Source organism: Cupriavidus sp. 10L43_2, from assembly GCF_056395265.1.
In genome coordinates this window covers 1-25,365 of sequence record NZ_JBFTJE010000031.1, presented here as the reverse complement: position 1 = coordinate 25,365, position 25,365 = coordinate 1, and the positions used below count along the sequence as shown (strand labels likewise).

Below are 25,365 nucleotides of genomic sequence, written 5' to 3'. Positions count from 1 at the left end.
GTGGCAACCCAGCCGGTAAATCAGGCGGCCAGGGCCTCGCACTGGGTCTTGCCGAACAGCAGGCGCTGGCGCAGGGCGCCAACCGGCTTGCCGCTCTGGATCAGGTCGAAGTACCACGGGCCGTCCTGCACGTCGCCGTATAGCACCGCGCCCACGAGCCGGCCGTCCTGCAGCACCAGCCGCTTGTAGACGCCGCGCCGGGGATCGCGCAGGACCAGATCCTCGCTGCCATCGGCGCCAATGAAATCGCCGGCCGAGTACAGGTCCACGCCGGTGACCTTGAGCTTGGTCGCCGTGGCCTGCTGCACGTAGCGGCGATGCCCGGCGCCGGCCAGGTGGGCCGCGCAGACGCGCGCCTGGTCCCAGATCGGCGCCACCAGCCCGAAGGTGGCCTGGCGATGCTGCACGCACTCGCCCACGGCGTAGATGCGCGGGTCGAAGGTCTGGAGCGTGTCGTCCACGACGATGGCGCGCTCGCAGCGCAGGCCGGCGCCGGCCGCCAGTTCGATATTGGGGCGCACGCCGGCGGTCATCACCACCAGGTCCGCCGGGATCTGGCTGCCGTCCTTGAACAGCACGCCGGTCACGCGGGTATCGCCCAGAATGCCGGCGGTCTGCGCGCCGAGCAGGAAGCGCAGGCCCTTGCGCTCCAGCGCCAGCTTCAGCAGCGCGGCGGCGGGTTTGTCGAGCTGGCGCTCCATCAGGCTGTCGGCGAGGTGGACCACGGTCACGTCCATGCCCTGGCGCAGCAGGCCGTTGGCGGCCTCGAGCCCGAGCAGGCCGCCGCCGATCACCACCGCGTGACGATGGTTGCGCGCGGCGTGGAGCATGGTTTCCACGTCCTGGATGTCGCGGAAGGCGATCACCCCGTCGAGCGTATGGCCCGGCACCGGCAGGATGAACGGCTTGGAGCCCGTGGCCAGCAGCAGGCGGTCGTAACGCACCTCCCGGCCGGAGGCCGAGCGCACCGTGCGGCGGGGGCGGTCGATGGCCTCCACGGGGTCGCCCGCCAGCAGCTCGATGCCATGCGCGGCATACCACTCGCGCGTGTTGAGCATGATGTCGTCGACGGTCTTCTCGCCGGCGAGCACCGGCGAGAGCAGGATGCGGTTGTAGTTGCCGTGCGGCTCGGCGCCGAACACCGTGATGTCATACAGGTCCGGCGCCAGCTTCAGCAGTTCCTCGACCGTGCGCATGCCGGCCATGCCGTTGCCGACGACAACCAGTCGGGGTTTGGCGTGGGGGGTGGCGGTGGGCGTCATGGGCGTCTCAGGTGGCTTGGGCGTGGGCGAGGGGCAATGCAGGAAGCGGGAGGCGGCTCAGGCCGCCATTTCTTCCTCGGTCTGGCGCGCGACTTCGCTGGCGGCTACCCAGACCTTGCCGTCGTACACCCGGGCCGCGTAGGCCGCCACCGAGTGCTCGGGGGCTTCCAGGCATTCGCCGGTACGCAGGTCGAAATGATGCTTGTAGATCGGCGAGGCCACCACGACGCGCTCGCCCAGGCTGCCCACCAGCCCGCGCGAGAGCACCGACGCCTGCGAGTTCGGATCGAAATTGTCGATGGCGAAGACCTCCTCGCCCCGGCCGATACGGAACACGGCCACCTGCTGGCCATCGACCAGTGCGCAGACACCAGTATTGGGCACGATGTCGCGCAAGGTGCAAATCGCGGTCCAGGTTTCCGGATGATGGGAATGATGCATCACGTTCTCCTTTTATCAGGCTGCTTTTGCGGGCACGGCAACCACGGGGATGTGGCTCAGGCGTGAACGCTGCAAGTTCCGTTCCTCGGGCGTGGCCGGGCGGACCTGGCCGCGCTCTTCCAGGAAGACGAGGTTGTCGTCGCGCAGGTCGCTGTTGACGAAGTGGCGGAAGCGCTTGCGGGTCTCGGGGTCCGTGACGGCCTTCTTCCACTCGTCCTCGTAGGTGTCCACCACGTGCTGCATTTCGGCTTCGAGTTCGGCGCCCACGCCCAGCTTGTCGTCGATCACCACCGACTTCAGGTAGTCCAGGCCGCCTTCGAGGTTGTCGCGCCAGGTGCTGGTGCGTTGCAGGCGGTCTGCCGTGCGGATGTAGAACATCAGSAMGCGGTCGATGTAGCGGATCAGCGTGTCGTGGTCCAGGTCGCCGGCCAGCAGTTCGGCGTGGCGCGGCTTCATGCCGCCGTTGCCGCAGACGTAGAGGTTCCAGCCGCGTTCCGTGGCGATAATGCCCACGTCCTTGCCCTGCGCCTCGGCACATTCGCGGGTGCAGCCGGACACGCCGAACTTGATCTTGTGCGGGGCGCGCAGGCCCTTGTAGCGGTTCTCGATCTCGATGGCGAGGCCGACCGAGTCATCCACGCCATAGCGGCACCACGTGGAGCCCACGCAGGACTTCACCGTGCGCAGCGACTTGCCGTACGCATGGCCCGACTCGAAACCGGCCGCGATCAGTTCCTCCCAGATCATCGGCAGTTCTTCCAGCCGCGCGCCGAACATGTCCACGCGCGCGCCGCCGGTGATCTTGGTGTAGAGGCCGTACTTCTTGGCCACCTGGCCGACCGCGATCAGGCCGTCGGGCGTCACTTCGCCGCCCGGCATGCGCGGCACCACGGAGTAGGTGCCGTCCTTCTGGATGTTGGCCAGGAAGTAGTCGTTGGAGTCCTGCAGGCTGGCGTGCTCTTCCTTGAGCACGAAGTCGTTCCAGCACGAGGCCAGGATGTTGGCGACGGTGGGCTTGCAGATGTCGCAGCCCAGGCCCTTGCCGTGCGCGGCCAGCAGGTCCTCGAAGGACTTGAAGTTGCCCACGCGCACGAGGTGGTACAGCTCCTGGCGGGAGTAGGGGAAGTGCTCGCAGACATGGTTGTTGACGGTCATGCCCTGCTTCTTCATTTCGGCCTTCATGATCTGCGTGACCAGCGGCACGCAGCCGCCGCACGCCGTGCCGGCCTTGGTGCAGGTCTTCAGCGCGCCGATGCTGGTGGCGCCATCGCCCACGGCGGCGCAGATCTGGCCCTTGCTGACGTTGTTGCACGAGCAGATCTGGGCGGTGTCCGGCAGCGCGTCGGCACCCAGCGCCGGCTTGGCCTGGCCGTCCGAGGACGGCAGGATCAGGAATTCGGGCGACTCGGGCAGCTCGATGCGGTTCAGCATCATCTGCAGCAGGGTGCCGTATTCCTCCGCATCGCCGATCAGCACGCCGCCGAGCAGGTACTTGCCGCAGTCGGACACCACCAGCTTCTTGTAGATCTGCTTGCGCTCGTCGATGAACTGGTACGAGCGGCTGCCCGGCACGTTGCCGTGCGGGTCGCCGATGCTGGCCACGTCCACGCCCATCAGCTTGAGCTTGGTGCTCATGTCGGCGCCGGCGAACTCGGCGGCCTCGCCGCGCAGGTGGCGGGCGGCCACGCGGGCCATGTCGTAGCCAGGGGCCACCAGGCCGTAGATCTTGCCTTGCCACAGCGCGCACTCGCCAATCGCGTAGACGTGCGGGTCGGAGGTCAGGCAGTTGTTGTCGACGGCGATGCCGCCGCGCTCGCCCACGGCCAGGCCGCTCTCGCGCGCCAGTTCGTCACGCGGGCGGATGCCGGCCGAGAACACGATCATGTCGGTGTCCAGGTGCGTGCCGTCGGCAAAGTTCATGCGATGGGTGCCTTCCACGCCATCGACGATTTCCTTGGTGTTCTTGCCGGTGTGTGCCTTGACGCCCAGCTCCTCGATCTTCTGGCGCAGCATGCGGCCGCCGCTTTCGTCCACCTGCACGGCCATCAGGCGCGGGGCGAACTCCACCACGTGGGTCTCCAGGCCCATGTCGCGCAGCGCCTTGGCGCATTCCAGCCCGAGCAGGCCGCCGCCGATGACCACGCCGGTCTTGGCCCGGTTGCCGCATTCGCGCATCGCTTCCAGGTCTTCGATGGTGCGATAGACGAAGGTGTCCTTGCGGTCCTTGCCCGGCAGCGGCGGTACGAAGGGGTAGGAGCCGGTGGCCAGCACCAGCTTGTCGTAGGCCAGCGTTTCGCCGGTGGAGGTGGTGACGGTCTTCGCGGCGGTGTCGATGGCCGCCGCCTTGGCGTTCAGGCGCAGCAGCATGTTGTTGTGCTGCTCGAAGAAGCCGGCCGGCACCAGCGAGAGGTCTTCGGCGGACTTGCCGGCGAAGAATTCGGAGAGGTGGACGCGGTCGTACGCGGGGCGCGGCTCCTCGCACAGCACCGTCACTTCGAGGTCCTGCGCGCCGGCATCCGCCAGGCATTCCAGGAACTTGTGGCCGACCATGCCGTGCCCGACGATGATGATTTTCATGATGCTTTCCTTGTCCGGGGTTCTTCGTATGCGAATTCAGTTGGCCAGCGCGCTGTCGTACAGGGCCTGCTCCTGGGCCTTGTGCTCGGCGCTGAAGCGCACGGCGATGGCGCACACGGCGGCGATCGTGGCGGCCACGCCGAGGTAGGTCAGGGTCTGCTGCAGGTCGCCCAGGCCCTTCATCAGGAAGCCGGCTGCCACCGCGCCCACGTTGCCGCCAGCGCCGATGATGCCGGCCACGCCGCCCAGCGCCTTGCGATCGATAAACGGCACCAGCGCGTATGTGGCGCCGCAGGCCATGTGGGTGAACAGGCCGAAGATCAGCATGGCCACCACGGCCAGCGTGACGCTGGATGCCTGCGCGAACCACAGCAGGCCCAGCCCTTCGCCGAGGATGAAGACGAACAGCACCATCGAGCGGGCGTCCAGGCCGCGGCGGCGGGCGAAGCGGTCCGACACATAGCCGCCCAGCGCCCGGGCGAACAGCGCCAGCAGGCCGAAGCTCGCCGCAGCCATGCCGGCGGCCGACAGCGACAGGCCGAAGTGGTCCACGTAGAAGGTGGCGGCCACGTTGTGGATGAAGATCTCCACGCCGAAGCAGGCGCCGTAGGTGATGAACAGCAGCCAGACGCGGTAGTTGGCGCTGGCCGCCTTGAAGCTGGCCCAGCCGCCGCCGCCTTTTCCACCTTTAGCGCCGCTGACCGCCACGCCGCGTGCGCGCAGGTCCGAGTAGTTGCCTTCCGGGCAGTCCTGCGTGAACTTCCAGTACACGACGGCCATGATCAGCATCAGCACGCCGGGCACCACCAGCGCCAGGCGCCAGCCGAGCGTGTGGTCCACGCCAATCATCAGGATCGCGCCCAGCAGCAGCGGCATGGCCGCCTGCGCCGCGCCGCCGCCGGCATTGCCCCAGCCGGCCGACGCCGCGTTGGCCGTGCCCACCACGTTCGGCGCGAACATCACCGAGGTGTGGTACTGCGTGATGACGAAGCTCGCGCCCACCGCGCCGATCAGCAGGCGGAAGAACAGGAAGGTCTCGTAGTTCTGCGCCAGCGCCACGCCGAGCACCGGCAGCGCGCCGATGGCCAGCAGGCCGGTGTAGGTCTTGCGCGGGCCGAAGCGGTCGCACAGCGGGCCGATGATCAGGCGCACGATGATGGTCACCGCCACGGCGGCGATATTGATATTGGCGATCTGGCCCGGCGTGAGGCCGAACTCGCCCTTGAGCACCGGCATCAGCGGTGCGCAGGCAAACCACGCGAAGAAGCAGACGAAGAACGCCATCCAGGTCAGGTGGAAGGCGCGCATCTGCGGAGTCTTGAGACTCAGCAGGTCGATCCGGGTGGCTTTACCGTTCATGCTTGGGCTCCAAAAACAAATGGCGTCCCGAGAGGCTGGCAAGAAGCCAGTTCTGGGGACGCCGTTGTCCTGACGCTCGGCTACATGAAATAGCCGGCGTTTGATGTGGGGTGGGCAGGTCGCCGTTGACCAGCCCGTGCTCTTTATCGCAAGCGTTGTGCCAGCCGGGATTGGGACGTATCAGGCGCGTGGAAAGCCAGTTTTCGGACGAAAAGCGGCGATTGATGCACGTTTATGCATCATGGTGCGGCGCCAGCATGGGGCGTGGGCACGGGGATGGTGCAGTGCAATGATTCCGCACGGTGCGCGCGGGGAGGGCGCAACCGGGAGTGGGGAAGGCGGTCAGCCCCGGTTGCGGGTGTCTGGCGTGACGGCGTAGGGGGAGAGCAACTGCATGTCGTTCGGCGCGACCTGGGCCCCCGATTCATCGATCAGTGCGGCGCGGATCTTGAGGCCGGACAGCTTCGAGCGAACCTCCGCCGGCCCCTGGCCGCTGGGCGCGAGGTGATCGTCGCCCCATTGCATCAGGCCGACCAGCACCGGCAGCAGGTCCACGGCGGCGCGCGTCGGGTGGTACTGGAAGCGTTCGCGCTCGCCCGGTTCCCTATAGCTGACCCGGCGCAGCAGGCCGGCTTCAGTCAGGGTCTTGAGCCGCGCGGACAGCACGGCCGGCGAGCACTGCAGGCGCTGGAGGAAATCGTCGAACCGTCGCACCCCGGAAAACACATCGCGCAAGATAAGCATCGTCCACTTTTCCCCGATCAGGGAAAGGGTGGCGGCGATGGAGCAAGGCAGCAGGGCGGGATGGGTAGGCTCGGTCATGGTGAATCCAGCATAGCACCCTAACTACGTTTGCAAAAGTCAGGGTATCGCCTATACTCCTGGCTACATAAAACGTAGTCAGGAGCGCGTCATGAAGTGGATGAACGAGCAGCGCGACGCGCAAGCAACCATCAGTGAAGAAAGCTGGACCGTGCGGGGCGGTGTGCAGGTTACGCTGCGCACCGCCCGGGCGTCCGATCACGGGCGTCTGCGCACGTTTGTGGATGGTTTGTCGCGCGAAAGCCGCTATTACCGCTTCCTGACCGGCGGCCCGGTGGCGAATGAGACGCTCGCGCAGTTCGTGAGTCGCCAGAACCATGATGTGGCGCTGGTCGTCACCTTCGGCGAGGTCATCGTCGCCAATGCCGAATATGTGGTGAATGAAGAGGGGCAGGCCGAACTGGCCGTGGTGGTCGCGGACAACTGGCAGGGCCAGGGACTGGGCCGGCGCCTGATCCAGCGGCTCCAGCAACTGGCCCGCGCCGCCAGCCTGCGAGGCATGCGGGGCGACGTACTCAGCGAAAACCGCCGCATGCTGGCCATCATGCGCGATTGCGGCTTTGCCACGCGGCGCAATCCCGAGGACAGCCTGCTCCACGAAGTGACTCTGACGCTGGCCGAACCGCGCAAGGCCCCGGCCCCTTCGGCCGAATGGCTCCCGCGCGACTGGTTCGCCGCTAACTAAATCAGGTGGTAAGTCAGATCGGCGCCTGGCGCCGGGAGGTCGCGGTACAGCCGATCGACGCCACGATAATCGCGGCAATCGCCACCCACTGGAGCGGCGTGAGCTGCTCATGCAGGAAGGCCAGCCCGGCCAGCGCGCCCATGGCCGGCTCCATGCTGAGCAGGATGCCGAAGGTGCGGCGCGGCAGGCGTTTCAGCGCCACCATCTCCAGCGAATAGGGAATCGCGCTCGACAGCAGCCCCACCGCCAGCCCGGCCAGCAGCAGCGACGGGCTGAACATCGTCGTCCTCGCATGGGCCAGTCCGAACGGCAGCGTCACCAGCGCGGCCATGGTCAGCCCGAGCGAGGTGGCCTGGCCGCCATGCGCATTGCCCGCCATCTGCCCGAATACGATATAGAGCGCCCAGCCCACCCCGGCTGCGAGCGCATAGCCGATGCCCACCGGGTCCAGGTGGGTCGCGGTCGCCCCGACCGGCAGCAGCAACAGCAGGCCCGTCACGGCACAGCCGATCCAGAGAAAGTCGATCGCCCGGCGCGAGGACAGCACGGCCACGGTCAGCGGCCCGGTGAATTCGATGGCGATGGCCAGCCCCAGCGGCACCGTGCGCAGGGACATGTAGAACAGCAGGTTCGTGGCGCCCAGCGCGGCGCCGTATAGCGCGATGGCGCGGGCATTGGCGCGCGTGAGCGGAAAACGCCACGGCCGCCAGACGCAGAGCAGGATCAGGGCCGAGAATCCTACCCGCAGCGCCGTGGTGCCCTGGGCGCCCAGGACGCCGAACAGGCTCTTGGCGAACGACGTGCCCACGCACAGCGAGGCCATGGAGCCGATCAGGGCCAGCACGGCCAGCAGTGTCTGACTTTGTTTGAGGCGGGTAAGCGGCAATTCGGGTCCTGGAACAGTGTGGTGCCGGGCGCCGCGCGACGCCCGCCGGCATGGCCGGAGCCGCATCATGCCCGAGCCGGTTGTGGCCCGCCATGCACAGATGGGCGCAGCCGGCGCTGTACAGTTTTGCGCGCGGCAACATTTTGCGGTCCAGCCGCGCGGGTTCTATGGTGGAAGGGCAACTTTCATGGAGCCATCGATGGATGCGACCGCACCTCCCCGTCATGTCGTGATCACCGGCGCCGCCGGGGCGCTGGGCCGCGCCGTGGCCAGCCGTTTCGCCGCCGAGGGCGCCCGGCTGGCCTTGATCGACCGTGACCTGCAGCACCTGCAAACCGTGTTTGCCCATCCGGAGCCCGGGCAGCACGGCATGCTGCTCCACGCGGCCGACGTCACGTCCGACACGGCCATGGCGCCGGTGGCGGCGGCCATCCTCGATGCCTTCGGCGCGGTCGACGTGCTGGTCCACGTGGCCGGCGGCTTCGAAATGGGCGAGCCCACCCACACGCTGAGCCGGGAATCCTGGCTGCGGATGATGGATCTGAACGCGTGGTCCTTCGTCGCCGTGACCGGCCATTTCATTCCGGCGATGATGTTCCAGCGCAGCGGCAAGGTCGTGGCCGTCTCGGCGCGCGGCGCCACGGCCGGCGCGGCCACGATGGGGGCCTACAGCGCGTCCAAGAGCGCCCTGCAGCGGCTGGTGGAAAGCCTCTCGCGCGAGGTGCGCGCGGCGGGCATCAACGTCAACAGCATCGCCCCGGGCATCCTGGACACGCCGGCCAACCGCAATGCCATGCCGGCGGCGGAGCATACGCTCTGGGTGTCTACTGGCGCGGCAGCGCGTGCGGTAGCGTTCCTGGCCTCCGATGGCGCTCAGGCGATCCACGGGCAGCATCTTGTGCTGGATGGGCTGAGCTAGGGATGAAGAACACCCCCGCCACCCCCGTCACCTCCATATGGCTGGCGCTTGCGTTCTGGCTCCTGCCTGGCCTGTCCCTCCTGCTGGGCGGCTGTGCGAGCCGGCCAGTCAATCCGCCGATCGCCCAGGCAGACCAGAATGCCGGCTATCGATTCTTTACGCGGCCCCAGTTCGCGGCCAGCAAGGAAAACCTCGTCATCCTGGCCTTTTCGGGCGGGGGGACCCGCGCGGCGGCCTTTTCGTATGGCGTCCTGGAGTTCCTGCGCAACACGGAAGTCGTCGGGCCGCGCGGCAAGTCGCGCCTGCTCGATCATGTGAGCGTGGTGACCGGGGTGTCGGGCGGCAGCTTTACGGCGCTGGCCTATGGGCTCTACGGCGAAAAGCTGTTCGATGACTACGAGCAGCGTTTCCTCAAGCGCGATGTGCAAGGCACGATCACGCGACGGACTTTCAATCCGGCCTACTGGCCATCCCTGTGGTCGAGCGGATGGGGCCGCTCGGAACTGGCGGCGGACCTCTACGATGAAATCCTGTTCAATGGGGCGACGTTCGGCGACCTCAACCGGGGGCAGGGCCCGTTTATCGTGGCCTCGGCCACCGATATCACCACGGGCGCGCGCCTGCCCTTTACGCAGGCCACGTTCGATGTGCTGTGTTCGGACCTCAACGCCGTGCGGCTGTCGCGGGCGGCGGCGGCCTCGTCCGCCGTGCCGGTGGTGCTCACGCCGATCACCCTGAACAACTACGGCGGCAATTGCCACTACACGCCGCCGGACTGGATCCAGCCGTTTATCCATGACAGCGAGCCGCCCCGGCCCGCCGCGCGCGCCAGTCGCCATATCAAGGAAGAGGCGGAGTTTGGCGACAGCATCAACCGACCCTATCTCCATGTGGTGGATGGCGGCGTGTCCGACAACCTCGGCATGCGCAGCGTGCTGGATACCCTGGAACTCATGGAAGCGCTGCATCTGGTCGGCCTCCAGACGCCGCTCGATCAGGTGCGCCACATCGTGGTCTTTGTCGTCAATTCGCTTTCCGTGCCCAAGACGGAATGGGACAAGTCCGAATCTCCGCCGGGCATGATCGAAATCCTGGTGAAAGCTGCCGGCGTGCCGATCGACCACTATTCCTATGAGGCGACCGAACTGCTGAAGGACAGTCAGGCGCGCTGGCGGGCCATGGGCGAGGTGCGCCGCTCGGCGGCGTTCGCTGCGAACAAGGATGCGGGGGTCGCCCGTGCGCTACGCACGCCAGACGCGACGATCTACGCCATCGACGTGTCGTTCGCCCGGCTGGAGGACAAGGAGGAACTGGCCTACCTCAATGAACTTCCCACATCGTTCTCCCTGCCGCCCGAGGCCGTCGACCGCCTGCGTGCGGCGGCCGGGAAAATCATCATGACCTCGCCGGACTTCCAGCGGCTGCTGAAGGATGCCGGCGCGACCATCGTCGCCGATCCGAAAAAGGCCGACGCTGCAGCGGCCACGGGGCGATAGGGGACGCCTTCAGGGGAAGCCTTCCGGGGAAGCCCTCAGCGCCGGGCCAGCCGTGCCAGCGGCAGCGTCTCCAGCCGCTCCAGCACCACGGTGCGCATGGCCGGCGGCGTGGGCAGGGTGTCGAGCAGGGCCGGCCAGCGCTCGCGGGCCAGGCTGACGGCGTCCTTCACGGCCGCCAGCGCGATGCGCTCGGCGATCTTGGCCTCGCGGGCGAAGTCGCGGTAGGTCTCCAGGGTTTGCTTGCGCTGCAGGCCGTCGATGGCCACGTTCTGGCCGAAGGCCGCGAAGCCGGACAGCGCCGCCACGCTGACGATGTCATAGGCGGGCGACAGCTCGGGCATGGTCCCGTTCCGATACAGAAAAGAGAAGTTCTTGAGATGGGCGTCGCTGTTGCCGATCAGCGTGTTCACGGCCTGCCGCATGAAGAACTGCCGCACGTCCTCGATGCCGCGCACGCTGAGCCGCTCCAGCAGGCGGACGATGGCCACGTAGGCGTCGTTGCCGGCGTACTTGCGCGAGGGCATACGCGTCAGCACCTGGCAGCCGTCTTCCGCATGCACGCGCCCGCCGGGTTCGCGGTCGAAACGGTCCACGGCCAGGAAGTGCAGGTCGGCGCCGAGCGCTTCGGCCAGGCCGGGTACGTCGATGGTCGCCAGCGGCTGCGGTTTGCACGGCGCCACGGCCACGCCGGCCGCCTGCGCCAGCTGCATCGACACATATTCGTTAAAGATCTGGCTGTCGTCGTTGCGGGCCGGCAGCTTGGCGATCAGGTCCGACAGCCGCCCGTGGGTGGGCATGGTGTAACGCTTGCCGGCGTGCGCGGTGGACAGCGCGAGCTTGTTCTGCACGCCGGACACCGATGCCGCGCCCTCGGTGGCGCCTTCCACCACGGCGATTTCCAGGTTGTCCGCGCCGCCGGTCACGCCCACGGTGCGCACGGTGTCAGGCAGGGCGTCAATGTCCGCCGGGCGGACGATCAGCGCGCCGGGCAGGTCTTCGCCGGCTGCGGCCAGCACGCCGAAGTCGTCGCGGTCGTCCGGATGGTGCCGCGTGGCTTCCAGCCGCCGGCGCAGCTCGCCCTCAGGCAGCAGGCCGGCAAAGTAAGGCGGCAGCTCGCCATGGGTGTTGTAGAGCGCGGGATGGAACGGGTTGGCGAGGATCGTGGCGGTCAGCGCCTCGTTGCCCGGAATCGTCAGCGAGAGGCTCAGCGTCGGCCGTCCGGCATCGCCCCGGAAGGCTTCGCCCGGCACGAAGCGCGTGGTGCGGCCGGCCTCGCAAAGATAGCCGCACAGCATGTTGTGCAGGTGGACGGTGAGATAGCGCGGGCGCAGGCCGTCAGGCATCGGCGTCTCCGAGCAGCAGGTCGACCGAGGTGGGCGCGGCGCGGTCCGGGCCGGTGGCCTTGCCGCTCACGGTGCGCTGGACTTCGGCCAGATGCTCGCGCGGTACGAGGACCCACTCGGCGTCGAGGGCGGTGGCGATGGCCTCAAGTGTTGATCCGCGCACATCCTGCTTGCCGCTCAGGGCCACCGACAGGTTGGGTGCCGCCATGCCGATCAGACGGCCGACAGCGCCGAGCGAGAGGCCGCGCGCCTTGCGAAGCTGGCCCAACTGGGCGGCGAAGGAGGACATAGGTCAAACCGAGGGTGGTGTTATGTCATAGCATAGCAGTCGTCCCAAAATTATGCTATTTCATCATTTGTCGATCTTTATTATGGATTGACATAATATCCGCCTCCGAGCCGAGCGGCGGGGCGATGTGCTCCAGCGGGCGCCGCTCCGCATCCACGCCGAACCGCAGCGCCAGCAATCCCGCCACGATCACCAGCGCCGCGCCAATGGCGTACCCCACGGCCACCGCCCCCCGGCTGCCGGTCTCGATCAGCATGCCGAACAGCACCGGGGCGATAAACCCGCCCGTGCCAGTGCCCACCGCGTAGAAGATGGAGATGGCCAGCGCGCGCATTTCGAGCGGAAAGACTTCGCTCGCCGTCAGGTAGGCCGAGCTGGCCGCCGCCGAGGCCAGGAAGAACACCGCCGACCAGCACAGCGCCTGCGCGCGCGCGTCCAGCCAGCCTTCCATGAACGCCCAGCCTGTGGCGGCGAGGCCGATGCCGGACAGCACATAGGTCACCGCGATCATCTTGCGGCGGCCCACGCGGTCGAACAGCGGCCCCAGGATCAGCGGGCCGAGCGCATTGCCGATGGCGAACGGGAAGATATAGAGCGCCACGCGTTCCTCCGCCACGCCGTAGAAGCGCGTGAGCACCAGCGCGTAGGTGAAGAAAATGGCGTTGTAGAAGAAGGCCTGCGCCACCATCAGCGCGAAGGTGACCACACTGCGCGTGCGGTAGCGCCGCACCAGCAGCCCTACGATCTCGCGCACGGTCGGCACGGGCCGGCCCGCGTAGGCCACGTGCGCGGCGGGGTCCGGCGGCGGCAGCGGGCCGTGGCGCGCGGCCACCTCGGCCTCGATGCCGGCAATCACCCGCTCCGCCTCCGCGCGGTGGCCGTGCGTGGCCAGCCAGCGCGGGCTTTCGGGYACGTGGCGSCGGATCAGGACGATSGCCACCGCCAGCACCGCGCCCAGCGCGAAACAGGCGCGCCAGCCCCAGACCGGGCCGAGCACGCGCGGATCGAGCACCACCAGGCTCAGCCCCGCACCCAGCGCCGCACCGAGCCAGAAGCTGCCGTTGATGGCAAGGTTGACGCGCCCCCGCACGCGCGCCGGGATCAGTTCGTCGATGGCGGAATTGATGGCCGCGTATTCGCCGCCAATGCCGAGCCCGGTCAGGAAGCGGCACAGCGCGAAGAACGCGAAGTTCGGCGAGAACGCCGTCAGCAGCGTCGCCGTCATGTAGACGAACAGCGTGGCGAGGAACAGGCGCTTGCGGCCCAGGCGGTCGGCCATGCGGCCGAAGACGAGCGCCCCGGTGACGGCCCCTAATATATATAGGGACCCGGTCCAGCCGACCTGCGAGGCGGAGAGCCCGAGCGTGTCGGGCCGCTCCAGCACGGCGCCCACGGAGCCGACGAGGGTGACCTCCAGCCCGTCGAGCACCCAGGCAATGCCGAGGGCGAGAGCCACGCGCCAGTGCCAGGCGGACCAGGGCAGGCGGTCGAGGCGCGCGGGGATGTCAGACTGCCAGCCGGCGATAAGCGTCTCCGATGGCTATCGACCGGCGGCATCCCATTGATGCCGCCAGCGGTCAGCGGTCAGGTCAGTGCGAAAGGTTCAGCATTCCCGGCCGACGGCTTTCAGCATCGAGCGGCCATGGGCAGTGATTTGAGGGCAAGGCCGTCGGCCTTGTTCGGCTTGCAGGGTAACGAGTTCGCGGGCGACGAGTGCATCGAGGTCGACGGGATCGATCTCGCGTGCGTCCGCAGTATCGGAGCGGGTATGGGGGCCGTTGCCGATCAGCATCAGCGTGGCCAGTTCGTGTGGGCTCAGCACGGTGTTCTCCTTGGCGAGAGGGGAGCGGTTGCTGGGGACTCGGGGGTCGCCTGGCAGTAGCGGCCTCCGTTAGGGATTGTGGACTATCGCGGCCCGGCTTTCACGCTGCAACGCATCGTGATCGGAGGTCGACAGTTCGCGACAGTCATTGCTTTGACGAGCCCCGCCGGGGTGGGTTCCACACCGATACAAAGCCGATACATCCCCACCGTGCCGTGTTACACGCCCATCGCCACACCGTCGCTGCGCGGATCGTGCGCGCCCGCCAGCGCGCCGTCTTCGCCGATGGCAATCACGCCCGGATGCCCCGCCAGCGGGCTCTGCGGCGAAATGACGCTCACTTCATGGCCACGGCGTGCCAGGGCCGTGATCACGTCCGTGCCAGCGTCGGCTTCCAGCTTCAGGCTGTCGGCGGCATCGGAGAAGGTGCGGCCGAGCAGGAAGCGGGGCCGTGCCAGCGCCGTGAGCGGGTCCATGCCGTAGTCGATCAGCCGCGTGAGCACGGCGGCCAGCGTCTGCGGCTGGCCGTCGGCGCCCTGCGTGCCGTACAGCAGGCGCGGCTTCCCGTCCTTGAGATACATGCCCGGATTCAGCGTATGGAACGGACGCTTGCCCGGTTGAATCGCGTTGTGATGGGTGGGATCGACGCTGAACGCCGCGCCCCGGTTGTGCCACAGGATGCCGGTATCGCCGGCCATCACGCCGCTGCCCCAGTCGAAATACACGGTCTGGAGCACGCTCACGCAGCGGCCCTCGCGGTCCACTGCGCTCAGGAAGACGGTGTCGCCGTGCTGGTAGACGTGCGGCCAGTCGAGCGCGCGCGCCGGGTCGATGCGCGCGGCCATGGCGTCCAGGCGCGCGGGGGCGAGCATCGCTTCGGCCGGTACGTCGACGAACTCGGGGTCGGCCACGTAGCGGTTGCGCTCGATGAACGCCTCCTTCACGGCCTCCACCAGCAGGTGGTAGTAGTCCGCGCTGCCCTCGGCGATGCCGGTGAGGTCGAATCGATCGAGGATGCCGAGGATCTGGAGCGTGGTCACGCCCTGCGTGGGCGGCGGCAGGCTCAGCAGCTCGCCGCCACGATAGGGCACGCGCAGCGGCAGCGCGTCGCGCGCGGCGGTACGCGCAAGGTCCGCCATGCGCAACGGCGAGCCCACGGCGCGCAGGCCGGCGACGATGCGCTCGGCCAGCTCGCCTTCATAGAACTCGCGCGCGCCATGGCTGGCGATGCGTTCGAGGCTGCGGCCCAGCGCCTGCTGGCGCAATGTCGTGCCGATGGCCGGGATTGCACCATCGGGCATGAAGGTCTGTGCGAAGCCGGGCCAGTTGCCCAGCTCATCGGCCCGGAAGTTCTGCCAGAAATGTTGCGATGGCGTGACCGGGAAGCCCTCGTGCGCGTAGGCGATGGCGCGGCGGAACAGCGCGGACCAGTCCTGCCGGCCGCCCCAGGTGTCGCGGCTGATGGTGAAGGCGCGGTCCCAGGTATCGACCGTGGCGGCGGTGGTCAGCGTGGCGCCCGGGCCGCGCGTGGGAATCGACTCGCCAAACGCCGGCAGCGCCTGCGCGGCCTGGCCGATGCCGGACAGCGTGCGCACGTTGCCCGCGCGGTCGCTGATGAGCCAGAAGGCGTCGCCGCCCAGCCCCGTGAAGTGCGGATAGGTGACGGCCAGCGTGGCGCCGATGGCGATGGCGGCTTCGATGGCGGTGCCGCCATCGCGCAGGATCTCGAGACCCGCCTCGCTGGCGAGCGCATGCGGGCTGGTGACCATGCCCTCGCGGGAATGGGCGAGATTGGGGGCGAGGGCGGGGGTATGCGGGTTTGGCGTCATCGTGGGTTCAATGTCCTCCCAGATAGGCCTGCACCAGCGCCGGGTCGCGCGCGAGTTCGTCGGCCGGGCCGCTGGCCACGACGCGGCCTTCCTCCAGCACATAGGCGCGGTCCGCCAGCGACAGCGCGAGCGCGGCCATCTGGTCGACCAGCAGGATGGTGATGGAGGCCTCGCGCAGCGTATCGAGCGAGGCGAACAGCTCGTCGATGACCTTCGGCGCGAGGCCGAGCGACGGTTCGTCGAGCAGCAGCACGGTGGGCTGCGACATCAGCCCGCGCGCCACGGCCAGCATCTGCTGTTCGCCGCCGGAAAGCAGGCCGGCGCGCTGGTGCTGGCGCTCACGCAGGCGCGGGAAGCGGGCGAACATCGATTCCACGCGGCGCATCATCTCCACGCGCGGGAGCGGGCCGGACGGGAAGGCGCCAAGGCGGAGGTTGTCGAGCACGGACAGCTCCGGGAACACCTGCCGGCCTTCCGGCACGAGTACCACGCCCATCGCGGCGATGCGCGCGGCGTCGAGCCGGGCGAGGTCGGTCCCGTCGAACGTGATGCCGCCTTGCACCGGGCGATGCAGGCCCGCCAGCGCACGCATCAGCGTGGACTTGCCGGCGCCGTTGGCGCCCAGTAGCGCGACCATCTCGCCCTCGCGCACTTGCAGGTCCACATCGTGCAGGACCGGCGCGGCGCCATAGCCGGCGCGCAGCGCGCTCACGCCCAGCACTTCCGGCAGCGGCGCGCCACCCACCGGCTGGCTGGCCGAGGGTTTGCGAGCCGGCGCGTTGGCGGCGTCGCCCAGATAGGCGCGGCGCACGGCTGGATCGGTGCGGATCGCCTCGGGCGTGCCCACGGCCAGGCGCTGGCCGGCATCGATCACGACGATGCCATCGGAGACATCCATCACGAGCGACATGTCGTGTTCGACCAGACCGACTGCCACGCCGCTATCGGCGATCTTGCGCAGCAGGCGGCCCAGCGTGGCCTTGTCCTCGCGCGAGAGGCCGGCGGCCGGTTCGTCCAGCAGCAGCACGGCGGGGCGCGTAGCCAGTGCGCGGGCGATTTCCACGAGGCGGCGGTCCACGTGGGCCAGATCGGCGGCGCTGGCGTCCGGGTCGCCGGTGTAGCCGCAGGCGGCCAGCAGTGCGCGCGCTTCCTCGCGCACGGCGGGGGCGGTGAAACCGGCGATGCCGAGCAGCGTGCCGAGGCGGCCCTTGGTCAGCGCGATGGCCACGTTGTCCGTGGCGCTCATGCCGGCGAAGAGCTGCGTGGTCTGGTAGGTGCGGGCGACGCCTTGCCGGGCGCTGTCGCAGGCGCCGCGCGCCGGCAGCGGCGCCGTGCCAAGCTGGCGCCCGCCCTCGCGCGGACGGTAGTAGCCGGACAGCATGTTCAGCACGGTGGACTTGCCGGCGCCATTCGGCCCGATCAGGCTCGTCACCTGACCCGGCGGCAGATCGAACGACAGGTTGTCCACGGCGCGCACGCCGCCGAACACCATCGACAGGCCGAGCGCCGAGAGGCCCCGGCGCGTCTCCTCCGGTCGCACCGGCAGCTGCGCGCCAGCCACGGAAGCATGGGCGGCAGCCGCGCGGGCCGGCCGCAGGCGGCGCAGCAGGTCCGTCACCACGCCCACCATGCCCGTGGGCGCCACCCAGAGCACCACCAGCAACAGCATGCCGAAGCAGAGCAGGCGCAGGTTCTCCAGGCTGGACAGCAACTCGGGCAGCAGGCCAACCACAACGGCGCCCGCCACCGGGCCGACCACCGTGCCCGCCCCGCCAATCATCACCACCAGCACGAACAGGATCGATTGCAGGAACGAGAACATCCCCGGCGTGACCATGCCCTGCAGCGGCGCAAACAGCCCGCCAGCCAGCCCCGCCAGCGCGGCGGAGAACGCGAAGCCCACGGTCTTGACCACGAGCGGATTGACACCGATCGACGCCGCAGCGGTTTCGCTGTCACGCACCGCGCGCATCGCCGCGCCCCAGCTACCGCGTGCGATGCGGGCATAGGCGGCCAGCGCCACGCCCAGCACGGCCAGCGCGATCAGCGCCAGTGCACGCTCGCCGCCTTCCACGCCGGGCAACGACGGTTGCGCGATGCCCATCAGGCCGTTCTGCCCGCCGGTCAGCGCGCGCCACTCCACGGCGCCGTGCTCGACGATAAAGCCGAAGGCTATGGTGACCATCGCCAGGCCGGGGCCCTTCACGCGCAGCGCGGGCAGGGCGAGCAGGCCGCCCAGCAGCGCGGCGATCAGCGCGCCCACCGGCCACGCGGCCCAGAAGCTCCAGCCGGCCTGGCCGGTCAGGATGGCGACCGTGTACGCGCCGATCGCATAGAAGCCGACATGGCCGAACGACACCTGCCCGGTGAGCCCGAGCAGCAGGTTCAGGCCCACGCCGCAGATGGCCAGCATCGCCACGCCGGCAATCACGAAGACAAAATAGCCGTTGAGCGACAGCACGAGCCCGCCGGCGGCCAGCAGAACCGCCAGCATGGCGAGGATCTGGAGTGGCGTGCCCAGCCCGAGCAGCGGGGCGGCGGCGCGCGCCGGCCGGGCCAGCGGCGCAGGGGAAGCCGGCGGGGCGGACGGATTGGAAGAAACCATCGAATCGTTCATACCTTGCGTACCTCCGCGCGTCCGAACAGGCCGTCCGGCCGCAGGGCCAGCAGCGCAATCACCAGCGCGAACGTGATGATCTGGGTGTAGCTGGAGCCCAGTGATGCGGTGATGAGTGCCTCGGCCACGCCGAAGATCAGCCCGGCAATCATCACGCCCCAGGCACTGGAGAGCCCGCCGAGAATGGCCACGGCGAAGGCTTTCAGGCCGAACACGGTGCCCATGTCCGCCTGTACGTTGAACAGCGGCGCGATCAGCACGCCGGCAATGCCGGCCAGCAGCGTGGAAATGGCAAACGCGCCGGCGATGGTGCGGCGGATGGGAATGCCCATCAGGCGCGCGGCGTCGCGGTTCTGCACCACGGCCAGCATCGCCACGCCCCAGCGCGAGCGGCGCAGCACGTAGTGCAGCACGGCCGCCAGCGCGAGGCCGACCACGGGAATCACCAGTTGCAGCGGATAGACGCCGACGCCGGTATCGCCCAGCTGCACGGACTGTGCGGCGAGCGGGGAGGGCAGGCTGCGCGGCTCGGTGCCGAAGGCGAGCATCACCAGGTTATCGAGCACGATGCCGAGCGCGACGGTGGCCATCAGCCACGCATTGGAGCCCCGGCTCGCGAACGGGCGCACGGCCAGGAATTCCACGGCCAGCCCGTAGAGCGCGCACAGGCCGAGGGCCAGCACGATGGCGAGCGGCATCGGCCAGCCGAGCGTCTGCGCGAAGCTGTACGTCAGCACTGCTCCCAGCATCATCGAACTGCCCTGCGCGAAGTTGACGGTGGCGGACACCGCGTAGGTGATGTGGAAGCCCAGGGCCATCAGGCCATACATGCTGCCCAGGCCGAGCCCGCTGATGAGGGCGGAGATCCAAAGCATGGTGAATCCTTGATTTTGCTTGCCAATCGATATCGCGCGACGATGCGCCGGCCCTCTCCCCCGGCCCCTCTCCCGCACGCGGGAGAGGGGAGCAAACCGACGGTGTTCTCCCCTCTCCCTCTGGGAGAGGGGCGGGGGAGAGGGCAGGCGCTTGAACGATCGATATTGCTTCTACGAAGCGCCTGTCTTACTTCGCCACCGGCACGATGCGGTTGTCGATGAACTGCGCCCAGACGTAGTCGTTTTCGCTCAGGGCGTCATGCGCGGTCGGGGAGAACGGCTTCACGTAGGTCTTGATCAAGCCCTCGTAGCGGTCGATCTTGTAGAAGCCTTCGCGGATGGCATCGCCCTTGGTGCTGCCGGCCTTGGCAATCGCCAGCGCAGCGAGCTGCGTGGCGTCGTAGGCGTTGGCCACGCCCACGGCCGGGGTGATGTCGTCCGGGCCCTTGATGTCGCTGTACTTTGCCTTGAGGTCGGTCACCACGCGCGTGCTGACCGGGGTCTGTGCGCCGAAGAAGCTGTACGTCTGCACGAAGTGGACGTTCTTGGCGTTCGGGCCAGCCAGTTCGGTGAAGCGGCCGCCGGCCGGGCCCCAGTGGGAGACCACCGGCACCTTCCAGCCCATGCGGTCCAGCGACTTCACCACCTGCGCGGACGGGCCTACGTTGCCCACCATCAGCAGCACGTCGGCGCCGGCGGCCTTCAGGCGGCCGAGCTGGGGCACCACATCCACGTCATTGGCCTCGAATTTCTCCACGCCCACCGGCTTGCCGCCCTTGGCGGCCATCGCGGCGACGATGCCCTTCTCGTTCGACTCGCCCCACGGGTTGTTCACCAGGATCAGGCCGGGCTTGGTGGCGTTGAAGGTCTTCTGGGCGTACTGGAGCATCGCCTTGTCCACGACCTCGTCCACGGCGGACACGCGGAAGGCGAAGTTCGGGTTGGCGCCATTGCGCGTGATCGGCGTGCCGGCGGCCCACGGGCCCATGAACGGCACCTTCTCCTGATTGGCGATCGGCACGATGGCCATCGACACCGGCGTGTCGAGCCCGCCGAACAGCACGGCCACCTTCTCCTTGTAGATCAGCTCGCGCGCGGCCAGCACACCCTTGGCCGGGTTGCCCTCGTCGTCGCGGCGCACCAGTTCCAGCTTGCGGCCGCCCAGCAGGCCGCCCTTGGCGTTGATCTCGTCGATGGCGACGGTCATGCCGCGCGTCAGCGACTCGCCGGCGCGCGCCGACTGGCCGGACAACGCCGTGATCAGGCCGATCTTGATGGTGTCGGCGGCCTGGGCGGGCAGCGCCGTCATGACGCAGGCAGCGGCGGCGGTCGCGAGGAGGGCGCGGCGTTGGGGACGAAACATGGCAGTTCTCCGGATGGGCGGATCGATGGGGGATGGGTGCTTCGATCCACCCGGCTCGCAAGAGCCGTGCCAATCCGTCGACAAAACCGAAAATGATCCCGGAGCGATTGACACGTCAAGATGCAGACGATCTGGCCCGCATTTTGCGAACGATCTGCAAACCTGGCTGCATACGATCCGTCATGGTTCATGTCGCACGAATCCGGTGCGCGATGAGCCAAAGCGGGGCACATTTGATGAGAGGCATCCCTCCATGACGCAAAACCCGAGTCCGCTGGCGGCCACGCAGGCCACCGCCGGGCTTCCCACCTTCGGCCCGCTGCGCGACCATGGCCGCTTTCCGTACCGGCCGATTACCGACGCCGACCCGTTCCGCTGGCCCAATGGCGCGCGGCTGGCGGTCTACCTCGGCTTCAATATCGAGCACTTCGCCTTTGGCGAGGGGCTGGGCGCGAACCTCGGGCCAGTTTCGCCGCAGCCGGACGTGCTCAACTACAGCTGGCGCGAGTACGGCAACCGCGTGGGCGTGTGGCGCTGCCTGGAGTTGTTCGACCGGCTGGAGATGCCGGCCGGCGTGCTGCTGAACACCGCGCTCTATGACCATTGTCCCGAAGTGCTGGACGCCTGCCTGGCGCGCGGCGACGAGCTGATCGGCCATGGCCACACCAATGCCCATCGCCAAAGCGAGTTCGACGAAGCGGGCGAGCGGGCGCTGCTGGTGCACTGCCGGGAGCGCATCGCGGCGCATAGTGGGCGGGCGCCGGGCGGCTGGCTGTCGCCGTGGATCTCCGAGACGATGGTGACGCCGGACCTGCTGGCCGAGACTGGCTACCGCTACACGCTGAACTGGGCACACGATGACCGCCCGGTGCGCATGGCCACGCGCGGCGGCCCGCTGTGGTCGATTCCCTATCCGCAGGAACTGAACGACATCCCGATGATCATCGCGCGCCACCTCGACGGTGCCGCCTTCGCCGACATGATCATCGACCAGTTCGACGAGATGCTGGCGCAGGCCAACGATCCGCAGCACCCGCAGCCGCTCGTGATGGGCATCGCGCTGCATCCCTACCTGGTGGGCCAGCCGTACCGGCTGCGGCACCTGCGCCGGGCGCTGGCGCATATCGCGGCGCGGCGCTCCCATGGCGAGGTCTGGCTGACCACGCCGGGTGCGATCTGCGACGCGATGGATGCCGTGGACCCTGTCGCAGTGACCCCTTCACGCTAATATCATGGCCATCGTTTCCCTGACCGAAGTCATGTCCACCAAAGCTGCCAGGAAGCCCGCGGCCGCCAAGGCCGCCGCCAAGCGGACTTCCGAGACCGTCAAGCCCGTCGATCCGATCGAGGAAGAGACCGCCGACGACGCCGATACGCGCATCTATCAGGCCATCTTCGACGGCGTGCTCAACCATCGGCTGACGCCGGGCACCAAGCTGCCCGAGCCGGAGCTGTGCCAACTGTTCGGCGTGGGCCGTGCCGTGGTGCGTCGGGTGCTGGAGAAGCTGGCCCACGATGGCATCGTGGCGCTGCGGCCGAACAAGGGCGCGGTGATCGCCGAGCCCACGCCCGAGGAAACCAGCCAGATCTTCGAGGCCCGCCGGGCGATGGAACGCGTGCTGGTGGAACTCGCCGTCACGCGTGTGACCGAAGCCGATCTGCGCGACCTGCGCCGCCAGTTGGCCGAGGAGCACGACGCCATGCACCGCTTCGACCAGCCCTCGTGGGCGCGGCTGGCCAGCGGCTTCCACCTGCGCATTGCGGCGCTGGCACGCAACCCGGTGCTGCAACGCTACCTGACCGAACTGGTCTCGCGCTGCTCGCTGATCGTGGGCCTCTACGAGCCGCCCGGCCACGCGCCGTGCGAGCACGACGAGCACGCGGCCATCGTCGCCTGCATCGAGGCCCGCGATGCGGCCGGCGCCGTCGCGCGCATGGAAGCCCATTTGCGCGAACTCGAGGAACGGATCGAAACCTCGCGCATGCAGGGCGAGAAGAGCCTGGCGCAGATGCTGGGATTGCCAAAGACCAGCAAGGGCTGACCGGAACACCCCATGGAAATCGACTTCAACGCCATCACCGAATACCAGCGCTACAAGCTCATGGCGAGTCTGATCGTGCCCCGGCCCATCGCGCTGGTGACCACGCTCGGGCCAGACGGCACGGCCAACGCCGCACCGTTCTCGATGTTCAACATGCTGGGAGAGGAGCCGCCGATCGTGATGATCAGCGTCAACCGCCTGGGCGACGGCGCGCTGAAGGACACGGCGGCGAATATCGTGCGCACGAAGGAGTTCGTGGTGCACCTCAGCGACGAGGCCATGGCCGAGAAGATGCATCGCTGCGGCGAACGGCTGCCGCCCGATGTGAGCGAACTGGCACGGGTGGGCCTCACGGCGGCGCCGTGCACCCAGGTGGCGGTGCCCCGGATTGCCGAGGCGCCCGTCGCGTTCGAATGCACGCTGTGGGAGACGCTGGAGACCGCGAGCCGCCAGATCTTCATCGGCCGCGTGCTGCGCCTGCAYGCGCGSGACGGSCTGATCGACACCGAACCCTGGCGCGTGCGCCTGCAGGACTACTTCCCCGTGGGGCGTTTCGGCGCCAGCTTCTACGTGACCACGCGCGACCGCTTCTCGCTGGAGAAAGAGGCCGGCGTGGTCACGGCCTCAACCGCGATCGACGAGATGTGAACCGAGCGGCGCGGCGGGACGGCGGCGCTGTTGCCACTGCGCCGCCTTGGCGATGATCTCGCCGACAATGCCGCGCCGGAACGTCAGCACGCAGATCACGAAGATCACGCCGGTCACCATCGTCACGGACTCGCCGAGCGTGTTGAACCAGTCGAAGCCGGTGAGCCTGGCGAGGAACGTGCCGAGGTCGCCCAGCTTGTTCTCCAGCGCGATCACCACCAGTGCGCCCACGATAGGGCCCGTCAGCGTGCCGAGGCCGCCCACCAGCGTCATCAGGATCACGGCGCCGGACATCGACCAGTGCACATCGGTCAGCGTCTCGAAACCGAGCACCAGCGCCTTCAGCGAGCCGGCCAGCCCGGACAGCGCCGCCGACAGCACGAAGGCGGCCAGCTTGAAGCGATCTACGTCGTAGCCGAGCGACACGGCGCGCGGTTCGTTCTCCTTGATGGCCTTGAGGATCTGGCCGAACGGCGAATGGATGATCCGCACGATCAGCGCGAACGCCGCCACCACGATAACGAGTACCACGTAATACAGCACGAGGTCGTCGCCCAGCGGCAGCAGGCCGAACAGGTTGCCGCGCGGAATGCCCTGGATGCCGTCCTCGCCACCGGTGAACGGCGCCTGCAGGCAGAAGAAGTACAGCATCTGCGCCAGCGCCAGCGTGATCATCGAGAAGTAGATGCCCTGGCGACGGWTGGCCAGCGCGCCCATCGCCCAGCCCGTGACGGCGGCGCCGGCGGTGCCGATCAGCAGGCCCAGTTCCGGCGTCACGCCCCAGACCTTCATGGCGTGACCGGCCGCGTAGCCGGCGCCGCCGAAGAAGGCCGCATGACCGAAGGACAGCAGGCCGGTGTAGCCGATCAGCAGGTTGAAGGCGCAGGCGAACAGTGCGAAGCACAGCACCTTGAGCACGAACACCGGGTAGGCGCCGAGCATCGGCGCCAGCGCCACGACGAGCAGCGCGATGCCGTAAAGCGCGGCGCGGCCGCGGGGGTTTTGCGAATCCAGCATTTATTTTTCCTTCCCGAACAGACCGGCGGGACGCAGCAGCAGCACGATCACCATGATGAAGAACACGACCGTGGAGGACGCTTCCGGATAGAACACCTTGGTCAGGCCCTCGATCACGCCGAGGCCCAGGCCGGTGAGGATGGCGCCCATGATCGAGCCCATGCCGCCAATCACCACCACTGCGAACACCACGATGATCAGGTTCTGGCCCATCAGCGGCGAGACCTGCACCACCGGTGCGGCCAGCACGCCCGCGAAGGCGGCCAGCGCCACGCCGAAGCCATAGGTCAGCGTCACCATCAATGGCACGTTCACGCCGAACGCTTCCACCATCTTCGGGTTCTCGGTGCCGGCGCGCAGGTAGGCGCCGAGCTTGGTCTTCTCGATGACGAACCACGTGGCGAAGCAGACCACCAGCGAGGCCACCACGACCCAGCCGCGATAGTTCGGCAGGATCATGAAGCCGAGGTCGGTGGCGCCTTGCAGCGCGTCCGGCGGCGAGTAGGGCAGGCCGGACACGCCGTAGATCGAGCGGAACACGCCCTCGATCACCAGCGTGATGCCGAGCGTCAGCAGCAAGCCGTAGATGTGGTCGAGCTTGTAGATCCAGCGCAGCATGGTCTTCTCGATGACCACGCCGAGCACGGCCACCACCAGCGGCGAGAGCGCCAGCATGACCCAGTAGTTGAGGCCGGCGTACTCCATGCCGGCCCAGGCGAGCACGGCGCCGAGCATGAACAGCGCGCCATGGGCGAAGTTGATCACGTTGAGCAGGCCGAAGATGACGGCCAGCCCAAGGCTCAGCATCGCGTAGAACGCACCGTTGACGAGCCCCAGCAGCAGCTGGGACATCAGCGCCGGCAGGGGAATCCCAATATCGAAAGTCATGAAATGCGGTTCCCTTTGTGTCTACACGCCAAGCAGTTCGTTCAGCACCGGCATCTTGGCCTGCAGTTCGGCGGCGGCGAAGCGCTCGACGATCTGCCCGTGCTCCATCACGTAGAAGCGGTCGGCCAGCGGCGCGGCGAAGCGGAAGTTCTGCTCCACCATGACCACCGTGTAGCCGTGTAGCC

Annotated in this window: 22 protein-coding genes and 1 pseudogene; 6 read left to right on the top strand and 17 right to left on the bottom strand. The window is 68.2% G+C overall.

What is annotated here, in order from left to right; genetic code table 11:
- Window positions 1-20: 20 nt before the first annotated feature.
- The 5 genes from AC1DEL_RS27230 to AC1DEL_RS27210 form a co-directional block, all read right to left on the bottom strand.
- Complete coding sequence (locus tag AC1DEL_RS27230) at window positions 21-1,262, bottom strand: NAD(P)/FAD-dependent oxidoreductase (protein ID WP_441593757.1); 1,242 nt, start codon at window positions 1,260-1,262, stop codon at window positions 21-23.
- Between the two features lie 57 nt (window positions 1,263-1,319).
- Complete coding sequence (gene nirD / locus AC1DEL_RS27225) at window positions 1,320-1,703, bottom strand: nitrite reductase small subunit NirD (RefSeq protein WP_092301825.1); 384 nt, start codon at window positions 1,701-1,703, stop codon at window positions 1,320-1,322.
- Between the two features lie 15 nt (window positions 1,704-1,718).
- Window positions 1,719-4,280: a nitrite reductase large subunit NirB gene (nirB, locus tag AC1DEL_RS27220; RefSeq protein ID WP_477159235.1), complete on the bottom strand. Its 2,562-nt coding sequence runs from the start codon at window positions 4,278-4,280 to the stop codon at window positions 1,719-1,721.
- Window positions 4,281-4,316: 36 nt separating this feature from the next.
- Window positions 4,317-5,639, bottom strand: a complete 1,323-nt coding sequence (locus tag AC1DEL_RS27215) for an MFS transporter (protein WP_092301832.1) — start codon at window positions 5,637-5,639, stop codon at window positions 4,317-4,319.
- A 342-nt stretch (window positions 5,640-5,981) separates the two neighbouring features.
- Window positions 5,982-6,461 carry a winged helix-turn-helix transcriptional regulator gene (locus AC1DEL_RS27210; RefSeq protein ID WP_477126456.1) on the bottom strand — a complete coding sequence of 160 codons (480 nt, stop codon included), beginning with the start codon at window positions 6,459-6,461 and terminating at the stop codon, window positions 5,982-5,984.
- Window positions 6,462-6,561: 100 nt separating this feature from the next.
- Between AC1DEL_RS27210 and AC1DEL_RS27205 the strand changes: the two genes are divergently transcribed.
- Window positions 6,562-7,146: a GNAT family N-acetyltransferase gene (locus tag AC1DEL_RS27205; protein WP_092301883.1), complete on the top strand. Its 585-nt coding sequence runs from the start codon at window positions 6,562-6,564 to the stop codon at window positions 7,144-7,146.
- 13 nt (window positions 7,147-7,159) lie between these two features.
- Here AC1DEL_RS27205 and AC1DEL_RS27200 read toward each other — a convergent pair whose 3' ends face one another.
- Window positions 7,160-8,032 carry an EamA family transporter gene (locus AC1DEL_RS27200; protein ID WP_477126455.1) on the bottom strand — a complete coding sequence of 291 codons (873 nt, stop codon included), beginning with the start codon at window positions 8,030-8,032 and terminating at the stop codon, window positions 7,160-7,162.
- A gap of 199 nt (window positions 8,033-8,231) precedes the next feature.
- On the opposite strand from AC1DEL_RS27200, the gene AC1DEL_RS27195 reads away from it, so the two are divergent.
- The gene (locus AC1DEL_RS27195) at window positions 8,232-8,951 is read left to right on the top strand and encodes an SDR family NAD(P)-dependent oxidoreductase (protein WP_092301838.1); all 720 of its coding nucleotides are present in this window, start codon (window positions 8,232-8,234) and stop codon (window positions 8,949-8,951) included.
- A gap of 2 nt (window positions 8,952-8,953) precedes the next feature.
- Window positions 8,954-10,447: a patatin-like phospholipase family protein gene (locus tag AC1DEL_RS27190; protein WP_477126454.1), complete on the top strand. Its 1,494-nt coding sequence runs from the start codon at window positions 8,954-8,956 to the stop codon at window positions 10,445-10,447.
- A 35-nt stretch (window positions 10,448-10,482) separates the two neighbouring features.
- Here AC1DEL_RS27190 and AC1DEL_RS27185 read toward each other — a convergent pair whose 3' ends face one another.
- The 8 genes from AC1DEL_RS27185 to AC1DEL_RS27150 form a co-directional block, all read right to left on the bottom strand.
- Complete coding sequence (locus AC1DEL_RS27185; RefSeq protein WP_092301844.1) at window positions 10,483-11,790, bottom strand: type II toxin-antitoxin system HipA family toxin; 1,308 nt, start codon at window positions 11,788-11,790, stop codon at window positions 10,483-10,485.
- The gene (locus AC1DEL_RS27180; protein WP_092301847.1) at window positions 11,783-12,079 is read right to left on the bottom strand and encodes a helix-turn-helix domain-containing protein; all 297 of its coding nucleotides are present in this window, start codon (window positions 12,077-12,079) and stop codon (window positions 11,783-11,785) included. Before AC1DEL_RS27180 ends, AC1DEL_RS27185 begins: the two co-directional genes overlap by 8 nt.
- A 55-nt stretch (window positions 12,080-12,134) precedes the next feature.
- Window positions 12,135-13,604 carry an MFS transporter gene (locus AC1DEL_RS27175; protein ID WP_477126458.1) on the bottom strand — a complete coding sequence of 490 codons (1,470 nt, stop codon included), beginning with the start codon at window positions 13,602-13,604 and terminating at the stop codon, window positions 12,135-12,137.
- A gap of 78 nt (window positions 13,605-13,682) precedes the next feature.
- Window positions 13,683-13,901, bottom strand: a complete 219-nt coding sequence (locus AC1DEL_RS27170; RefSeq protein ID WP_092301853.1) for a hypothetical protein — start codon at window positions 13,899-13,901, stop codon at window positions 13,683-13,685.
- A 218-nt stretch (window positions 13,902-14,119) separates the two neighbouring features.
- Window positions 14,120-15,730: a gamma-glutamyltransferase family protein gene (locus AC1DEL_RS27165; protein ID WP_477110874.1), complete on the bottom strand. Its 1,611-nt coding sequence runs from the start codon at window positions 15,728-15,730 to the stop codon at window positions 14,120-14,122.
- Window positions 15,731-15,737: 7 nt separating this feature from the next.
- Window positions 15,738-18,347, bottom strand: coding sequence for a branched-chain amino acid ABC transporter ATP-binding protein/permease (locus AC1DEL_RS27160; protein ID WP_477126453.1), 2,610 nt, complete (start codon window positions 18,345-18,347; stop codon window positions 15,738-15,740).
- Entirely contained in the window at window positions 18,344-19,222 is an 879-nt protein-coding gene (locus AC1DEL_RS27155) for a branched-chain amino acid ABC transporter permease (protein WP_092301859.1), read from the bottom strand. The genes AC1DEL_RS27160 and AC1DEL_RS27155 overlap by 4 nt, the downstream gene beginning before the upstream one ends.
- 187 nt (window positions 19,223-19,409) lie before the next feature.
- A complete protein-coding gene (locus AC1DEL_RS27150) occupies window positions 19,410-20,585 on the bottom strand; it encodes an ABC transporter substrate-binding protein (protein ID WP_092301862.1) in 1,176 nt (391 codons plus the stop codon).
- A 253-nt stretch (window positions 20,586-20,838) separates the two neighbouring features.
- Here AC1DEL_RS27150 and AC1DEL_RS27145 point away from each other — a divergent pair, with 253 nt between their 5' ends.
- From AC1DEL_RS27145 to AC1DEL_RS27135, 3 genes are read left to right on the top strand one after another with little or no spacing between them, the layout of a single operon-like run.
- Window positions 20,839-21,813 (top strand): polysaccharide deacetylase family protein, encoded by a 975-nt coding sequence (locus AC1DEL_RS27145; protein ID WP_441593741.1) that lies wholly within the window; start codon window positions 20,839-20,841, stop codon window positions 21,811-21,813.
- Between the two features lie 4 nt (window positions 21,814-21,817).
- A complete protein-coding gene (locus AC1DEL_RS27140; RefSeq protein WP_441593739.1) occupies window positions 21,818-22,627 on the top strand; it encodes a GntR family transcriptional regulator in 810 nt (269 codons plus the stop codon).
- Between the two features lie 12 nt (window positions 22,628-22,639).
- Window positions 22,640-23,275, top strand: coding sequence for a flavin reductase family protein (locus AC1DEL_RS27135; RefSeq protein ID WP_477159234.1), 636 nt, complete (start codon window positions 22,640-22,642; stop codon window positions 23,273-23,275).
- Here the strand turns inward: AC1DEL_RS27135 and AC1DEL_RS27130 are convergent.
- The 3 genes and pseudogenes from AC1DEL_RS27130 to AC1DEL_RS27120 form a co-directional block, all read right to left on the bottom strand.
- Window positions 23,252-24,292, bottom strand: a complete 1,041-nt coding sequence (locus tag AC1DEL_RS27130) for a branched-chain amino acid ABC transporter permease (protein ID WP_477159233.1) — start codon at window positions 24,290-24,292, stop codon at window positions 23,252-23,254. The two genes, AC1DEL_RS27135 and AC1DEL_RS27130, sit on opposite strands and share 24 nt — an antisense overlap.
- On the bottom strand, window positions 24,293-25,180 hold the full coding sequence (locus tag AC1DEL_RS27125) for a branched-chain amino acid ABC transporter permease (protein ID WP_092301874.1): 888 nt from the start codon (window positions 25,178-25,180) through the stop codon (window positions 24,293-24,295). It lies immediately after the preceding gene.
- A 21-nt stretch (window positions 25,181-25,201) separates the two neighbouring features.
- A pseudogene (locus tag AC1DEL_RS27120) lies at window positions 25,202-25,365 on the bottom strand (ABC transporter ATP-binding protein); the annotation flags it as partial.

What these genes read in the sequence shown, in the direction of transcription:
- AC1DEL_RS27125 (WP_092301874.1), bottom strand. Translation starts at nt 25,180, where the DNA reads ATGACTTTCGATATTGGGATTCCCCTGCCGGCGCTGATGTCCCAGCTG.
- AC1DEL_RS27155 (WP_092301859.1), bottom strand. Translation starts at nt 19,222, where the DNA reads ATGCTTTGGATCTCCGCCCTCATCAGCGGGCTCGGCCTGGGCAGCATG.
- AC1DEL_RS27180 (WP_092301847.1), bottom strand. Translation starts at nt 12,079, where the DNA reads ATGTCCTCCTTCGCCGCCCAGTTGGGCCAGCTTCGCAAGGCGCGCGGC.
- AC1DEL_RS27160 (WP_477126453.1), bottom strand. Translation starts at nt 18,347, where the DNA reads ATGAACGATTCGATGGTTTCTTCCAATCCGTCCGCCCCGCCGGCTTCC.
- AC1DEL_RS27165 (WP_477110874.1), bottom strand. Translation starts at nt 15,730, where the DNA reads ATGACGCCAAACCCGCATACCCCCGCCCTCGCCCCCAATCTCGCCCAT.
- nirD (WP_092301825.1), bottom strand. Translation starts at nt 1,703, where the DNA reads ATGCATCATTCCCATCATCCGGAAACCTGGACCGCGATTTGCACCTTG.
- AC1DEL_RS27150 (WP_092301862.1), bottom strand. Translation starts at nt 20,585, where the DNA reads ATGTTTCGTCCCCAACGCCGCGCCCTCCTCGCGACCGCCGCCGCTGCC.
- AC1DEL_RS27185 (WP_092301844.1), bottom strand. Translation starts at nt 11,790, where the DNA reads ATGCCTGACGGCCTGCGCCCGCGCTATCTCACCGTCCACCTGCACAAC.
- AC1DEL_RS27210 (WP_477126456.1), bottom strand. Translation starts at nt 6,461, where the DNA reads ATGACCGAGCCTACCCATCCCGCCCTGCTGCCTTGCTCCATCGCCGCC.
- AC1DEL_RS27205 (WP_092301883.1), top strand. Translation starts at nt 6,562, where the DNA reads ATGAACGAGCAGCGCGACGCGCAAGCAACCATCAGTGAAGAAAGCTGG.
- AC1DEL_RS27195 (WP_092301838.1), top strand. Translation starts at nt 8,232, where the DNA reads ATGGATGCGACCGCACCTCCCCGTCATGTCGTGATCACCGGCGCCGCC.
- AC1DEL_RS27140 (WP_441593739.1), top strand. Translation starts at nt 21,818, where the DNA reads ATGGCCATCGTTTCCCTGACCGAAGTCATGTCCACCAAAGCTGCCAGG.
- AC1DEL_RS27145 (WP_441593741.1), top strand. Translation starts at nt 20,839, where the DNA reads ATGACGCAAAACCCGAGTCCGCTGGCGGCCACGCAGGCCACCGCCGGG.
- AC1DEL_RS27230 (WP_441593757.1), bottom strand. Translation starts at nt 1,262, where the DNA reads ATGACGCCCACCGCCACCCCCCACGCCAAACCCCGACTGGTTGTCGTC.
- AC1DEL_RS27215 (WP_092301832.1), bottom strand. Translation starts at nt 5,639, where the DNA reads ATGAACGGTAAAGCCACCCGGATCGACCTGCTGAGTCTCAAGACTCCG.
- AC1DEL_RS27190 (WP_477126454.1), top strand. Translation starts at nt 8,954, where the DNA reads ATGAAGAACACCCCCGCCACCCCCGTCACCTCCATATGGCTGGCGCTT.